The organism is Psychrobacter luti (assembly GCF_014192115.1).
Lineage (GTDB): Bacteria > Pseudomonadota > Gammaproteobacteria > Pseudomonadales > Moraxellaceae > Psychrobacter > Psychrobacter luti.
Genome location: NZ_JACHXL010000002.1, coordinates 398832 through 414657, shown reverse-complemented (window position 1 = coordinate 414657; position 15826 = coordinate 398832). Strand labels below are relative to the sequence as shown.

The 15826-nt window shown below is 42.2% G+C and carries 11 protein-coding genes; 7 read left to right on the top strand and 4 right to left on the bottom strand.

What is annotated here, in order from left to right; genetic code table 11:
- Window positions 1-33: 33 nt before the first annotated feature.
- The 4 genes from FHS24_RS06150 to FHS24_RS06135 all read left to right on the top strand — a co-directional run bounded on the left by FHS24_RS06150 (window position 34) and on the right by FHS24_RS06135 (window position 5004).
- Window positions 34-1374, top strand: a complete 1341-nt coding sequence (locus tag FHS24_RS06150) for a homoserine dehydrogenase (RefSeq protein ID WP_183619763.1) — start codon at window positions 34-36, stop codon at window positions 1372-1374.
- 139 nt (window positions 1375-1513) lie between these two features.
- Entirely contained in the window at window positions 1514-2695 is a 1182-nt protein-coding gene (locus FHS24_RS06145; protein WP_183619761.1) for a thiolase family protein, read from the top strand.
- A 505-nt stretch (window positions 2696-3200) separates the two neighbouring features.
- On the top strand, window positions 3201-4049 hold the full coding sequence (locus FHS24_RS06140) for a DUF2382 domain-containing protein (RefSeq protein WP_183619759.1): 849 nt from the start codon (window positions 3201-3203) through the stop codon (window positions 4047-4049).
- A gap of 175 nt (window positions 4050-4224) precedes the next feature.
- Window positions 4225-5004: a YsnF/AvaK domain-containing protein gene (locus tag FHS24_RS06135; protein ID WP_227671674.1), complete on the top strand. Its 780-nt coding sequence runs from the start codon at window positions 4225-4227 to the stop codon at window positions 5002-5004.
- A gap of 127 nt (window positions 5005-5131) precedes the next feature.
- Here FHS24_RS06135 and FHS24_RS06130 read toward each other — a convergent pair whose 3' ends face one another.
- Together FHS24_RS06130 and secA are read right to left on the bottom strand one after the other, a co-directional pair.
- Window positions 5132-5683 carry a hypothetical protein gene (locus tag FHS24_RS06130; protein WP_183619757.1) on the bottom strand — a complete coding sequence of 184 codons (552 nt, stop codon included), beginning with the start codon at window positions 5681-5683 and terminating at the stop codon, window positions 5132-5134.
- Window positions 5684-5917: 234 nt separating this feature from the next.
- Window positions 5918-8695, bottom strand: coding sequence for a preprotein translocase subunit SecA (gene secA / locus FHS24_RS06125; protein ID WP_183619755.1), 2778 nt, complete (start codon window positions 8693-8695; stop codon window positions 5918-5920).
- A gap of 400 nt (window positions 8696-9095) precedes the next feature.
- Here secA and mutS point away from each other — a divergent pair, with 400 nt between their 5' ends.
- From mutS to FHS24_RS06110, 3 genes are all read left to right on the top strand, one after another.
- Window positions 9096-12176, top strand: a complete 3081-nt coding sequence (mutS, locus tag FHS24_RS06120; RefSeq protein ID WP_183619747.1) for a DNA mismatch repair protein MutS — start codon at window positions 9096-9098, stop codon at window positions 12174-12176.
- A 100-nt stretch (window positions 12177-12276) separates the two neighbouring features.
- Complete coding sequence (gene fdxA / locus FHS24_RS06115; protein ID WP_133103830.1) at window positions 12277-12600, top strand: ferredoxin FdxA; 324 nt, start codon at window positions 12277-12279, stop codon at window positions 12598-12600.
- A 286-nt stretch (window positions 12601-12886) separates the two neighbouring features.
- Complete coding sequence (locus FHS24_RS06110) at window positions 12887-14665, top strand: PglL family O-oligosaccharyltransferase (protein ID WP_183619746.1); 1779 nt, start codon at window positions 12887-12889, stop codon at window positions 14663-14665.
- Window positions 14666-14678: 13 nt separating this feature from the next.
- Here FHS24_RS06110 and FHS24_RS12560 read toward each other — a convergent pair whose 3' ends face one another.
- A complete protein-coding gene (locus FHS24_RS12560) occupies window positions 14679-15056 on the bottom strand; it encodes a pilin (RefSeq protein ID WP_183619744.1) in 378 nt (125 codons plus the stop codon).
- Between the two features lie 289 nt (window positions 15057-15345).
- On the bottom strand, window positions 15346-15765 hold the full coding sequence (locus tag FHS24_RS12555) for a prepilin-type N-terminal cleavage/methylation domain-containing protein (protein ID WP_183619742.1): 420 nt from the start codon (window positions 15763-15765) through the stop codon (window positions 15346-15348).
- Window positions 15766-15826 lie beyond the last annotated feature (61 nt).

Below are 15826 nucleotides of genomic sequence, written 5' to 3'. Positions count from 1 at the left end.
TTTTATCCAACTCTATAATCTCTTGAGGATACTGTGAGCAAATCCATCAAACTAGCGATACTTGGTCTCGGCACCGTCGGAACGGGCGTGGTCAATCTAATCAATGATAATTTAGATGAGTTAAAACGCCGTAGCGGCCGCGATATTGTGATTACCGAAGTCGGTACTCGTCGTCAGCGCGATGATATCGACCCCAACATTATTCAAAACAGTGACTTGATGGCAGCCGCTGCTAGTGACAATGTCGATATTGTCATCGAATTAATTGGCGGTACGACGCTGGCTAAAGACGTGATTATGCATGCCATCAAAAACGGCAAACATGTGGTCACAGCCAATAAAGCGTTGCTCGCTGAACACGGCAATGAGATTTTTGCCTTTGCGGAAGCCCATAACGTCCATGTTGCTTATGAAGCAGCAGTGGCAGGCGGTATCCCGATTATTAAAGTCATGCGTGAAGCACTTGCCGCCAATAGAATTGAGTGGTTAGCGGGTATCATTAATGGTACTGGCAACTTTATCATGACCGAAATGCGTGATAAAGGTCGCCCGTTTGCCGATGTATTGACCGAGGCGCAAGAGCTTGGTTATGCTGAAGCCGATCCAACTTTTGATGTCGAAGGCATTGATGCCGCCCATAAGCTTGCCCTACTTGCCTCTATTGCCTTTGGTATTCCATTACAGTTTGATAAAGTTTACTGTGAAGGTATTACTGGCATTACACTGCAAGACGTCAACTATGCAGAAGAGCTTGGCTATCGTATCAAGCATTTAGGCTTCGCTGTACGCCGTGAAAGCGATGGTTCAGGTGACGCTGGTATTGAGTTGCGTGTACACCCAACGCTTATCCCGCAAAATGCTTTACTTGCCAACGTCAATGGCGTAAAAAACGCGGTGTTGGTCAATTCTCATCCGCTTGGGCAAACGCTATATTGCGGTGATGGTGCAGGTGCAGGCGCAACCGCTTCTGCGGTGATGGCCGATGTGATGGATTTGGTTCGTGTTCTTGGTAGTATAGATAGCAATAATGAAAGCACGAATGGTCACCATGTTCCACATCTCGCCTTTATCCCAGAGCAATTATCAGACACGCCTATCTTGCGCGCTGAGCAAATGATTACTGGTTATTATCTGCGTGTACATGCGCATGATAATCCTGGGGTATTGGCTGATATCACGCGAATTTTGAGTGATGCGGGTATCAATATCGATGCCATTTTACAAAAACCTGCCCATAAACTTGGTCAAGTGCCAGTAATTATTTTGACGCTGCCTGTGGTTGAAAGTCAGATGAATATTGCCATTGAAAAAATCGAAAAGCTCGATACCACTACTGATAAAGTAGTACGTATCCGCTTAGATGAGCTGGCATAATTTATCCAGCGATTAAGATAGATGCCTCATTTAGCCAGACCGCTATTAATCCATAAGCGGATGGCTTTAGCTTAAATGTTTTGCTTTAACTATGAAAAATAGTACTTTCGTTTCAAACACCTAAAAGGGAAGAATAACAATGTCAAATGATGCAATTGTAATTTTAAACGGCGCACGTACTCCGATGGGCGGCTTTCAAGGCGCACTTAAAGATATGAGCGCCACAGAATTGGGCGCTGCTGCTATTAAAGCCGCTGTTGAGCGTTCAGGTGTGAGTGTTGATAATATTGATGAAGTCATTATGGGCTGTATCTTGACCGCTGGTCTTGGTCAAGGCCCTGCCCGTCAAGCCATGCGTAAAGCGGGTCTAAACGATGCTACTGGCGCCGTTACCATTAATAAACTTTGTGGTTCAGGTCTAAAAGCGGTCATGCAAGCGCACGATGGTATTAAAGCGGGCAGCTTTAACGTGGCAGTTGCAGGTGGTATGGAATCAATGACTAATGCGCCTTATATCATGCCAGGGTCTCGCGGCGGCTATCGCATGGGGCATAAAGAAGTCAAAGACCATATGTTCCTAGACGGTCTAGAAGATGCCGAAACCGGTAAGCTTATGGGGCAATTTGCCCAAGAAATGGCCAATGAAAAAGGCTATACTCGTGAACAAATGGATGATTTTGCCATTGAATCGCTTAACCGTGCATTGACAGCGATTAAAGACGACCATTTTAAAGATGAAATCACGTCAGTAACTTTCAAGACCCGTAAAGGTGAGCAAACCGTCGATACTGATGAGCAGCCTGCCCTTGCCAATGCTGAACGTATTCCTACTCTACGCCCAGCTTTCGCCAAAGACGGTACGATTACCGCAGCAAATGCCAGCTCAATCTCAGACGGCGCTGCAGCTGTCGTAATGATGAAAGAGTCACAAGCAAAAGAAGAAGGCTTAGATTATCAAGCACGTATCATCGCTGCTGCTTCTAATTCACGTCATCCAAGCGAGTTTACCATTGCTCCAGTTGGCGCGATCGAGAAAGTATTGGCCAAAGCGGGCTGGTCAGTTGCTGATGTTGACCTATGGGAAATCAACGAAGCGTTTGCGATGGTAACTATGGCTGCGATGGATGAGCTAAATATCGAGCACGCTAAAGTCAACGTCGAAGGCGGTGCTTGTGCCCTTGGCCATCCGGTAGGCTGTTCAGGTGCGCGTATCTTAGTCACGCTTATCAACTCGCTAAAACGTACGGGCGGCAAAAAGGGCGTCGCAACCTTATGTATTGGTGGCGGTGAAGCAGTTGCTGTGGCGATTGAACTGGCTTAATTTTAGTTCGCTTAAACTTTTGACTGCTTAAGTGTTGGCTCCTTAAAAAGGCATAAAGCCTTAATATTGAGTTAGTAATTTTAAGCGTTAACTGATTTTCTTATTATTTAAAAACCGTATGGCTTTTTGCTATGCGGTTTTTTTATGGTTGGAATTTACAAATCACGAAAATTTGTTTATTGCTGTAAGAAAGCCTTAACTTAAATTTATATAGTGATAGTGAGTTTTACAGCCTATTACACGTAATTACCTCAAGCTCACACTTTGCTACCTTGCTCATATATCTCATTAAAAATCGTACTGCTACGATATTAACAAGTTGAAGGAAAGGCTATTTACTACAGTTGTTAATTAAATTGATAATTCAGCTTTTCACTAGAGCCTTCTTGGTCTAAGACAACAACTTACCAGTTTCTTAGTAGTGCGATTTTTTATCGCATTTTATTTTAAAAAATAATTACTAATTTATTTAAATAAAATTTACTCATATAAAAGGAAGATAATAATGAGCCAACTAATTCGTTTAAGAGATATTCAAGCTACTCACCGCGACCTTATCGGTGATGACTATTATGATCCAACAGGCAAAACAGCGTACGGCGTTAATGAAGAGAAAATCGGTAAAATTGAAGGCGCTTTAGTAGAAGATACTACGGGTCGCATTCGTTATTTGATTGTTGATGCAGGTGGTTGGTTTAGCTCAAAAGAAGTATTGGTGCCAGCAGGTTTAGCACGTATTGTTGGTGATGATGTCTTTTTCGATAGCCTAACGCAAGCGCAAGTCGAAGCGATGGAAGTATACGATCACGACTATCAATACAGCTATAAAGAACAATATGAAAAAGATCGTCAATCATTTGTAGCTGATAGTATTCCAGAAGCTGAGCGTATGGAGATTGCAGACCATGCCTATAATGCTCCAAACACGCTAGAGCTATTAGAAGAGCGCTTAACAGTTAATAAAGACCGCATCGTAGCAGGTTTGGTAAAAGTCGGTAAGCATGTAGTGACCGAGGAGCGTAATGTCGATGTTGAGCTAGAAGAAGAGCATGCTAATATCCAGCGTACCAATGTAGACCGCCCAACAGACCGCCGTATCGGTGATATAGATGGCAACCAAACGATTGAACTTGAGCTAGAAGCAGAACGTGCACGCGTTAATAAAGAAACTTATGTCTCTGAAGAGGTAAATGTCGGTAAGACAACTGAGCGTCATACTGAAACGATTGCTGAAACCATTCAACGTGAAGAGTTAGATATAGATGGTGATGGTAACGTGGTTGACCGCGAAGGTAATATTTTTGACCGCGATGATATCACTGCTGAAGATGTACGCCGCGCTCGTGGTATGTAATAAGCAATTCTTTCGCATGGTTCCACCATCTTTGATAAGCAATTCTTCATAAGATGAATACATACTATGTGACCGTAATTAGCAGCTGAGTAATATGCTCAGTGAATAAGACCAGAGCTTGCTTCTGGTCTTTTTTTATATCTATTTATTATATCTGTCCATAAGGAATATGACCATGAACGCCGACAATAATGACATAAAACAGCAGCAAAACAAAAGCCAACAGACTGAGCAACAGTCTATTAACCAAGATGCCCACTTAGCGACAACGAATGCCTCTTCTTTAGATAGAATAGCCAACCACAGTGGCGAGAACAAATTACCCGCACCTGATTTAGCTGCATCTGACTTATCTACTTCCTCCCCTACTTCTAAGCCTAATCAGCAACAAGCGCTAATGGGCAGTGAGCAAGAAGGCTTATTCAATAATTCAGCGAATAATCTGTCGAATAATCTAAAAGACACGAGAAAGGGTGGTTCTCTAGAGCTATTAGAAGAACGCCCTGTCATTAATAAAGAACGCTTGGATGTCGGCAAGGTAACTGTCACTAAGCACACGCGCACCAAAACCATTGACGTCCCTATTGAGTTGATAGAAGAATATATTACTGTGCGCACTGATTATTATGATGCAGAAAGTCAGGATTTATTATCAGGTCAATACGATGATAAAGACATTTTACGTCACGTCGAGCCATCGTTAGATAGCAGAGCTGTGGTAACGATTAATGGTCAACAGATTGAGATGGGCGATGAGCCGATTGAGATTGTTTTATCGCGTCAAGTAGCGACGATTACCAAAGACACCCATGTGATTCAAGAAGTTGAGATTAATAAAACCACCCATACGCATACCGACAGCATTCAAGTAGAAGTTAGGCATGAAGAGCTAGATGTTACCGAGGAAGGTTTTTTAGCGCATGACCGTGAACGTAATACTTCATATAAAGAATAGATTTATATAAAATCGAGCATTTATTCTAAGCTTCAAAATCCAGACCAAAAAAAGCAACGTCAGCGTTGCTTCTTTTGAGGTTTTATCTAAATTTAATCAAAGAAAACCTAATGTTATAAATTTACTTTTATACTGCTTCTTCTACAGTTTCAGCATCTTCAGCTTTCTTACACTCATAAGTGCTGACGTTATTTGCATCTGCACCCGCCGTACGCATCACACCTGTTTCACGCTCTGTATGAGCCACGCGCCACTGTACAAAGCCCTCATCACCATCGAGGGCAGTTTTTACCTCAAACACCTCAGGGTTAGTCGCATCGTTGGTTTTCGTTAAGGTTGCTGTACCTTGAGCAGTCGCAAGAATGACCTGATTATCAGTATCTTTATACGTCGCTTCAACGGCGAGCGCAGGTGAACATGAATAACTTATTTGATTGACGCCAGTATTAACTGAAGCAATCGTATCATCTTCTACCTCACTGGCTGGCGCATCTACCACCACATCACTTGGCTCGGCAGGCTCAGCAGACATAGGCACAGACTGCTCTTCACTAATACTGTCTTCTAGGCTTGGCTCTGTCTCTTGCTGTTGTTGACAAGCGCTAAGCGTCATGGCACCAACCATTAAACCGCTTAGGACGATAGAGGTACGCAATTTTTTTAATAATTCTATATTCATCACACTCTCCCAAATAAAGATGTTAAACACTATAGCGCGCCCGTAAATTCACGCCCATGTTGAATTTGTCATTAATCGCTATACAGACACTGATATTTTTATCGTCGTAATTTTCATACTCATATCAATGATTCGATATGAATACTAATACCAAGGCTATATCTATAAAAAAGTCCCTATTTATTTTAGATAGGGACTTTTTATCATAACTTAACAATGTTCGATTATCAATGTTTAGATTTTACCATGGCATTGCTTATATTTTAGTCCTGAACCACAAGGACACGGGGCGTTACGACTGATATTCATACCAGCGTATGGGTCTGGCTCATTCGCATCACTGCCACTACCTACCATAGCGTCTACTGCTGCACCGCCAACGACATTGCGACTTTGCGCGGCGGCTCTTTCTACACCGCCATCCATATTATCAATATCACTGTGCTCAAACTGCATTTGCATATGCGCCGCATTTTCACGCTGCTGAGCTTCTAATGCTGCTAATTCTTCTTTGGTCGGGATATGCACGCGTGATAAATCTTGTACGGTCTCAGATTTAATTGCGCCAAGCATCATTTGGAATAGCTCAAATGATTCACGCTTATATTCTTGCTCAGGATTTTTTTGTGCATAACCGCGCAAATGAATACCCTTACGCAGCTGATCCATTTGCGTCAAATGCTCTTTCCAGTGCTTATCTAAACTCTGGAGCATAAAGTGACGCTCAAGCTGAGCAGCATCTTTTTCGCCCATTTGCTCACGGCGACTGTGATAACGATCTAAAGCCGTTTGGATAATTTTGGCACGTAAGCCTTCTTCATCTAGGCGGCGGTCTTCATCGAGCCAATCGTTAATTGGCATTGCAATCTTGAATTCTTCCTCAAGCTCGTCCTCTAGACCGTCAATATTCCACTGGTCATCAATAGAACCCGGCGGAATAAACTGGTTAATCATGGCGTTATAGACTTCATGATGCATGACTTCGATAGCTTCTAATAAGTCCATCTCAGCCAGTAAGTCGTCACGTTGTCCATAAATGACTTTACGCTGCTCATTGGCCACATCATCATATTTTAGAAGATTTTTACGCGCATCAAAATCGCGACTTTCTACTTTACCTTGAGCGTTTTCAATCGATTTAGAAACCATTTTATGCTCAATGGCTTCGTCCTCTTTAAGACCCATGGCGCGCATCATATTAACAACGCGGTCACCGGCAAAAATACGCATCAAGTCATCTTCAAGCGATAAGAAGAAGCGCGACATCCCAGGGTCACCTTGACGACCGGCACGACCACGCAGCTGGTTATCGATACGGCGTGATTCATGTCGCTCAGAGCCGATAATATGCAGACCACCAGCGGCAACGACTTGATCATGCTTGACTTGCCATTGTGCTTTTAAACGCGCCATTTCTTCTGGGCTGACTTCATCAATGTTCTCAATAAACGACTGCCAGTTACCACCCAAGATGATATCGGTACCACGACCTGCCATGTTGGTGGCAATGGTGACGGATTTTGGACTACCCGCCTGCGCGATGATTTCTGCTTCACGCTCATGTTGCTTAGCGTTTAGGACGTTATGCTTAACGCCTTCTTGGTCTAGCAAATAGGACAACTCTTCACTGGCTTCAATTGTCGCCGTACCAACTAAGACTGGTGCGCCTTTGGCTTGAATCTCTTTAATCTCGCGGATGATGCCTTTGTATTTACCTAGCTTGGTTAAGAAAATCTGGTCATCCATATCGATACGAGCAATCGGTTCGTGCGTTGGAATCACGATAACATCTAAATCATAAGTCGATTTAAATTCTGCCGCTTCAGTATCAGCGGTACCTGTCATACCCGACAACTTGTCATAAAGACGGAAAAAGTTCTGGAAAGTCGTGGTCGCAAGCGTTTGGTTCTCCGCTTGAATCTCGACGTTTTCTTTGGCTTCGACTGCTTGATGCAAACCTTCTGACCAACGGCGACCGGGCATGGTACGACCGGTATTTTCATCAACGATAACCACTTCACCATCATCAACGATGTAATGGACGTTTTTGACAAAGACATGGTGAGCACGAATCGCTGCTTGGACGTGAGCCAATAATGGCAAACGGCTGGGGCTATATAAACTTTCGTTTTCGCCAAGCTCACCCACTTCAATTAAGAAGCGCTCAATTTTTTCATAGCCTTTTTCGCTAATCTCGATTTGACGGTTTTTCTCATCAATCCAAAAATCTTCTTCTTCATTATTCTTATTGGCTTCTTCGTCTTTTGAACGGATAAGCACCGGAATAATGGTATTAATCAACGCATACATACGTGATGAATCTTCGGCTTGACCCGAGATAATCAGCGGCGTACGGGCCTCATCAATTAAGATCGAGTCAATTTCATCAATAATACAGAAGTTTAGCGGACGCTGTTTTTTCTCAGCTAAGCTAAAAACCATATTATCGCGTAGATAATCAAAACCGTATTCGTTGTTGGTACCGTAAGTGATATCTGCTTGATAAGCGTCAATCTTTTCTTGCGGCGGCTGCTGCGAATAAATAACGCCAACCGTCATACCCAAAAAGCTGAATAATGGACGGTTTAATTCCGCATCACGTGCCGCCAAATAATCGTTGACCGTCACTAGATGGACGCCTTTGCCACTGATAGCGTTAAGATACATGGCCAAGGTACCCATTAGGGTTTTACCTTCACCGGTTTTCATCTCAGCGATTTTGCCTTCGTGCAGGGTGATACCACCGATTAGCTGCACATCATAGTGACGCATGCCGTTGACGCGTAGCGATGCCTCACGGCAGACCGCAAACGCTTCTGGTAATAATGCATCTAAGCTTTCACCTTTTTGGTGTCTTGCTTTAAACTCTTCGGTTTTTTGTTGTAATTGCTCATCAGACAGGGCTTGTATCGTAGCCTCATGTGCGTTGATTTTGCTGACCACTTTGCGCATGCGCTTTAATTCGCGGTCATTTTTAGTGCCAACGACACTGCCTATAATCTTTGATAACATAATTTTTTGACCTATGGAAATATTCGATAATTAGTGCGCATTAGCCAAGGCTTCATATGCTGCCGCCTTGTCATCATAGCTATCATAGTCATCACCCGACCAACGTACCACTTAATGAAGTACTGACTAATGACGTGTCGCCTAATGAAGTATCGCCCAATTAAGTGTGACGTCATTATATATGGTTATGACGCCGATGGATACAAGGGCAATGAGTAGATATTTGCCGACGTAAAAACCTAGTAGGACGTGTTAAAATAGCGCTTATAGTGTTAATCTTTCAAGCTTTTCCCTACTCCCTTTAACGGGATAATTTACTAACCTTCAGCCGTTATTTATTCTTATAAAAACCAGCATTTCACCCCACGTAAACCCATTTAAGCATCATAAGAGACCCTGCATGACCGTTAAGCCGTCCGCTCAAAATCCTCATTTAGCTGAACCGTTAGTCATAGGCGATGCCGTTTATCACTTGGCAGACCATACGCCGATGATGGTGCAATATCTAACCATGAAAGCCAATTATCCACAAGCGCTACTGCTGTACCGGATGGGTGATTTTTATGAGTTATTTTTTGATGATGCCAAGCGCGCGGCGCAGATACTCGATATCACGCTCACTCGCCGTGGTACAGATAAGGCCGGCAACACAATAGCCATGGCAGGTGTACCGTTTCATGCTGCTGATAGCTATATGGCACGGCTGATTGCGGCTGGGCAGACAGTGGTTGTTTGTGAGCAAATTGACGAGTCAGCTACTGGCACTAGCAGCCCGTCCAATACACCGAAAATGGGCGATAAGCAGAAAAAGGATAAAAGTAAATCTGCTGCTGGCACTATCATGCGCCGTGAAGTGGTTAAAACCCTGACTGCCGGAACAATTACCGATGATGCCTTAATTGCGCCCAATCATACGCCGACTGTGGTCGCCATTGATATCGAAATTCCTAAATCGAACAGTAAACAACCACTACAAGCTGCCATTAGCCAAATGGATTTAGCCGCTGGAACGCTAACGACGCAAACGCTTAGCGCCAGCTCGAATAACAGCCATGATGATATTGAAGGTTTGCAAACTCAAATGCTGACGGTGCTGGCACGCTTTGCGCCGAGTGAATGTATTATTAGCGAAGCGCTGGGTAATAACATTGGCAGTACCGATACAGACTGGCTGCTGTGGCTACGGCAAAACCTTGACTGCCCTATCATCGAAGTCGCCGCCAATGACTTTCATCGTGAGCATGCCAGCGAGACGCTTTGCCAGCAGTTTGACGTCCAACGCCTTGATGGACTTGGTATTAGTCACGCACCACTTGCCCAATCTAGCTGCGCCGCCCTTATTCATTATGCACGGCAAACCCAGCAGCGCCATGTACCACAAGTTAACCAGCTTATCGTTGAATATAATGATGATTATTTAATCATTGATGCCAATAGTCAGCAAAACCTTGAGCTATTTACGCCCGTCAGCAGTAATGGAACGTCACTGATATCGGTGCTTAATCATTGTCAAACGCCAATGGGACGCCGCTTACTCATTCAGCAAATGAAACGTCCCTTGCGTCAGCATGCGCGTATTAATTTGCGTTTAGATGCAATCACCAGTCTTCTACAGACAGATAATCAATCTGACGAAAATAAGCAGGTTAATGAAAATTTAGAAAATAATTTATTGGTCAGCAGTTTACGTGAAACCTTAAATGCTATCGGTGATATTGAACGTATTAGTAGCCGTATCGGGCTGATGAGTGCCAAGCCGCGTGACTTGCGTAAATTGGCTGATGGTATTGCTAGTAGCACCCAGCTTAATACTCTACTGATAAATGCAGGTATTAGCCATGAGCAGGCAGGATTGCTGCCAATGCTGACGCAGCAATTGCCTGCGCAGCTACCTGCCGTACAGTCCGTCGCCGAGCTAATTGAGCGCGCTATTATCGTAGAGCCACCGGCGCATATTCGTGACGGCGGTATGCTTGCAGCAGGTTACGATGCTGAGTTTGATCGTCTTTCCCATCTGCATGACAATATCCAAGCAACCTTAGATGAGATGGTAGAGCGTGCGCGTCAAGAGAGTCAATTGCCCAGCCTAAAAATCGGCTTTAATAAAGTCAGTGGCTTTTATTTCGAATTGCCTAAAATGCAGGCGAAAAACGCGCCAGCTCACTTTATCCGTCGGCAAACGCTAAAGAGTAGCGAACGCTTTATCACTGATGAATTAAAAGAAGTCGAAACTGAGTATCTAAGCGCGCAAAGCTTAGCATTGACTCGTGAAAAGCAGCTGTATAATGAACTATTGATACGATTAGGTAGCCATTTAGCTGAGCTGCAACAGCTTAGCGCTGCTATCGCGCAGATAGATGTACTTAGCAATTGGGCGCAGCTTGCAACTACTTATAATTGGCAGCGTCCAGTGATGAGTAATGACTCAAAAGACAATAGTAGCTTAGAAAGCAGTAGCTCAAAGAATGGCTTGAATAATAATAGCCAAACCAGTATTGATATTAAACAAGGTCGCCATGTGGTTGTCGAAGCGGCGTTAAATCCAGCCAATATCGACAACACTTTTAATAGCAGCACTGCGAAACATACTAGCCATTTCGTTGCCAATGATTGTGCATTAGGCAGCGATGCAAACCCTGAAAGACTGTTAATGATTACTGGTCCTAATATGGGTGGCAAATCTACCTATATGCGCCAAACAGCACTCATTGTTTTACTTGCGCATTGTGGCAGCTTTGTTCCTGCATCAAGTGCTCATATCGGTGATATCGACCGTATCTTTACTCGTATCGGCTCAGCGGATGACTTGGCTGGCGGTAAATCCACTTTTATGGTAGAAATGATTGAGACGGCTAATATTCTCAATCAAGCGACCAATAAATCGCTGGTGCTTATGGATGAAGTCGGGCGCGGTACTGCTACTACTGATGGCTTGGCAATCGCCCATGCTTGCGTTAATCGACTGCTCGAGATTGGCTGCCTGACATTATTTGCCACCCATTATTTTGAGCTGACAAAATTGGCGCAAAGTTATGGAAGCAATGACAAATCTATACGTAATGTGCATGTCGCTGCTAGCGAAGTCGACGGTCAATTGCTACTACTACATCAAATCAAAGAAGGTGCGGCAAGCTCTAGCTTTGGACTGCATGTCGCAAAAATGGCGGGGATTCCTATGCAGGTATTAAATGACGCTAAGCGTTATTTAACAGACAACCTAAAAGCGGAAAACGAAAAAGTCATTGATGATAAAAATGAATTAACTAAGTCGTTAAACGATAAACAGCAGCAGAATCATGAGAGTAAAGTAGAAAGCATAAGCGCCAGCAACATTAATCAAACCCAACATGCAAATGATAATCCAAAACAAAATCAGTTATTTAGCTTACAAGATGAGCTAAGCGCGATTAATCCTGACAACCTAACGCCAAAGCAAGCGCATGACTTACTTTACCATCTAAAGGAAATCATTAGTCATTAAAGGGAATTGTCAATTAGTCGTAAAAGCGCTAAAATATGCCTTATTTTTCAACTATTCTAGTTAGCCATTTAAGCTAGACCAATAACAGGTAGACAGTACTATGACTTTTGTCGTTACAGAGAACTGCATTCTTTGCAAATACACCGACTGTGTGGAAGTCTGTCCTGTAGACTGCTTTTATGAAGGACCGAACTTCCTCGTCATCGACCCTGATGAGTGTATCGACTGTGCGCTATGCGAGCCTGAATGTCCTGCCAATGCCATCTTCTCAGAAGATGAAGTACCAAAAGGGCAAGAGATATTCACTCAGCTAAACGAAGAGCTGGCACAAAAATGGCCGAATATTACCGAGATGAAAGGTCAATTGCCAGAAGCTGAAAAGTGGGATGGTGTGGAAGGTAAGATTCAGTATTTGGAGAAGTAGCTCGATACCTACAAAGATTATTTGGAATAAAAAAGGCTGATGCAAATGTATCAGCCTTTTTTCTATTACTATAGTGCTGACTGTATGCTTGAAATACTTAAAAAGATGAGCAGCCTGAGAAAAATTCTTATTAGCATAAACAACACTATAATACACATAGAGTATTTATTACTAAACATAGAGATTCAAATCAATGCTTGTCTTATCTAAAGAGCGTACTTTTACTTTTGAAAAACTAAAACGCATTACCTTTTTAGATATTGCTAATATCTTCTTAGTATTAACATTGATATTGCCGTTTTTCTTATTTACTCGAGCTATACCACAAGCCGCTTTTTATTTAGAGCTAACTGGTTTTATCAGTGTGGCTATGTTCTTGTTATTTGCTTGTTTTAGCCTGAAGCGCTTTGTAGTTTGCAATAAGTTGACCATCTATCTTATTGCTATTGCTAGCTATCTTAGCATCGATATTTTTATAAACACTCCTCCTTATCCCTCAATACAGTGGTTGTATATCGGATCGTTACTGCTCAGTGGATTGGTTGCTGTAATTATTAACAGCTTATGTCATGAACAAGGCTATAAGAAAGTACTGGTGGTGATCTGTTATGGTTTAATGATCGGCGCTATACTGCAAGATGGAGTTATCATCTTACAAACATTGCATCAAGAGGGGACTATGGGTTGGATAAACCATATCGCCCCTGGTGAAGCTTATTCAGGCAATATAGGTCAGCGCAATCTTTTAGCTCATTATCTGTCTTGGGGAATATTGGCCAGCGCTTACCTTGTCCATCAAAAAAAGTTGATCCCTATCATTGGCTGGTCAGTAGTTGTTATTCAGGCTGCTATTCTAGGCGCTGTGAACTCTAAAACGCTTATCATCTATATGTTAGCAATATTGACACTGTTGGTTATCACTAGAATTTGCCAAAAACAACTTCCAAAATCGATAGTCAAGATACTTGCGTTTACTATCGTCTTGGTATTTGGCTTTCAAGCCATTACACTACCAATCATAAGCATTCTACAAGATAATTTGGCCGTCAATATCAGCAGTATTGAACGCTTTACTAATAACCCAGAATATAACTCTAGAATCACTGAATGGCATAAAGCATGGTTGATATTTTTAGAAAACCCTTGGTTTGGCAGCGGATGGGGAAGTTATGGTTATGAAGGTTTTGTTATGTCATCAGAACCTCAATTCGCTGCTAATCCTTATGGTAACAGCTTGTTTTCACATTCGCATAATTTAATCCTTAATCTATTAGCCGAGACTGGCATCGTAGGGATGTTTATCATATTAAGTGGGTTTGGATATGTGCTCAAGCCGCTCTTTAATACTAAATGGCAAGTTGAGACAGTATTTGTTTTGTCGATGCTAATCGTCACTGGTGTTCACAGCTTAGTTGAGTTCCCTTTATGGTATCTACACTTCTTCCTTGTGTTTGTAGTTTTGTTAGCGGTTTTAATGAGTACGCTCACTGTCAGTCCTTCACGCACGTATCTCTCTAAATCTTCTATCTTAAAAACTAGTCTCATAGCTATTTCCATAGCCTATGGCTTGCTCGCTATCCAGTTATATTATTACTATTGGCAAATGGAGCAATACACTTATACTTCTGACAAAAACGAGGAAGAGCGCGTAGCCACTGCTCAAAGTATTTTAGCTATCGGTCAGAAGCAGCCGTTACTAAGCGCTTATAGTGATTACCTTGCCAGCTCTTATCTGGTAGGTTTGTCTCCAGATAAAATACCTACAAGCTTTCAGCAACCCTTAAATAATTTTGCGCATTATTTACCACAAAAGAACTTGGGTATTTATTATTTAGCCACGCATTGTAATGCTGATGGTAAATGGGATAACCGTCAATGGCAGTACTATAATCAACTAAAGCACTACTACAGCAATGTCATATCTAGCACAAGTATCGTTCTATCGATGACTGATCGCTGTGATGAAGTATTTGAAAGAGTTTATGCAGAATGTAAAAACACTCAGTTGAAGTCTACTCAAAAGTCTATCTGCTCTTATCCATATACTGATGGTTCAAAAAAGTGAAAAAATTAACAATCTAAGGTAAAAGCTTACAAGGATTACCGTTAGGAATATCACATAAAATGCGACTAGCAGGTGATGATTTAGAAGTAGCGATGATAATTTGTTGTGTGGCCAATGTCCAACCTGTCGCATCTGTCATTGTCAAACAACTATCTAATGCTGGTGCATCAGGTACAGAATCCGCCTCTTGGTCATTAAGCGCTAAGAAGACCTGATTGCTATAAGCTTTGGCTTCACCCAAACAAGCATTATCTTTAGCTCTAGCGGTGAATACAGTGTAGCTTGGTATAGCAATAGCTGCCAACAACCCAATAATAGCAACCACTATCATCAGCTCTATTAATGTAAAGCCGGCTTGATAATTAAAACGACGCTTAAAGGTTTTGGACATGATAGTCACTTAATAGTAAGTAATAAGCGAATACTGCATGCACTATGCCACTACTAATATTGTAAACACAAACCATCATATGATGTTTTTGATCATAGGAAAACGAGCTAATTACTTTAATCAACTTTGAAATATATGCATGATAAAACCTCTTAATAGTTATTTGAATGTGATTAAAAATTTTCCTGTAAACTATCATTCTATCAATTGAAACAATAAATACACTCACACAAAAAAGCCAAACATTAGGTTTGGCTTTTTAATATTTATATAGTTCTATAACAAGTTGTTAACTAATAGTTTTGTCAGTTACTACACAGCTACCACCTTTAGCGATATTACACTGAATGAACTTATCACCTGGTGCTTTAGGTGAAAAAGTAACATCTCCAGTAGTAATTGTTAAAGCAGTAGTGGCGAAAGTTGAGGTGCGAGCTCCAGCTGCGGCTGTACCAGGTGCAGCACCAACGCAAGCTGAACGATTGGCATAGTCACTAGCCAAAGTAATCGCAGTACCGGTTGTTGCTGGATCTTGCAGATTAACTACAAATTGACCTACAACTGATTTTGCTTCTGCTAAACAAGCATTATTAGCAGCACGCTTGGTATAATTCTGATACGCAGGAATAGCGATCGCAGCTAGGATACCGATAATAGCAACAACAATCATTAGTTCGATTAAAGTAAAACCTTTTTGAGCAGTGTTCATATGAACTCCTTTTAGGGTATATAAAGATAATCTGCTTTTAGCGCGTTTCATCTTTAGGGAT

Bases quoted from the DNA above. Each gene is read 5' to 3' on its own strand.
- FHS24_RS12560 (WP_183619744.1), bottom strand. From the start codon at position 15,056: ATGTCCAAAACCTTTAAGCGTCGTTTTAATTATCAAGCCGGCTTTACA.
- FHS24_RS06145 (WP_183619761.1), top strand. From the start codon at position 1,514: ATGTCAAATGATGCAATTGTAATTTTAAACGGCGCACGTACTCCGATG.
- FHS24_RS06130 (WP_183619757.1), bottom strand. From the start codon at position 5,683: ATGAATATAGAATTATTAAAAAAATTGCGTACCTCTATCGTCCTAAGC.
- fdxA (WP_133103830.1), top strand. From the start codon at position 12,277: ATGACTTTTGTCGTTACAGAGAACTGCATTCTTTGCAAATACACCGAC.
- FHS24_RS06135 (WP_227671674.1), top strand. From the start codon at position 4,225: ATGAACGCCGACAATAATGACATAAAACAGCAGCAAAACAAAAGCCAA.
- FHS24_RS06140 (WP_183619759.1), top strand. From the start codon at position 3,201: ATGAGCCAACTAATTCGTTTAAGAGATATTCAAGCTACTCACCGCGAC.
- secA (WP_183619755.1), bottom strand. From the start codon at position 8,695: ATGTTATCAAAGATTATAGGCAGTGTCGTTGGCACTAAAAATGACCGC.
- FHS24_RS12555 (WP_183619742.1), bottom strand. From the start codon at position 15,765: ATGAACACTGCTCAAAAAGGTTTTACTTTAATCGAACTAATGATTGTT.
- mutS (WP_183619747.1), top strand. From the start codon at position 9,096: ATGACCGTTAAGCCGTCCGCTCAAAATCCTCATTTAGCTGAACCGTTA.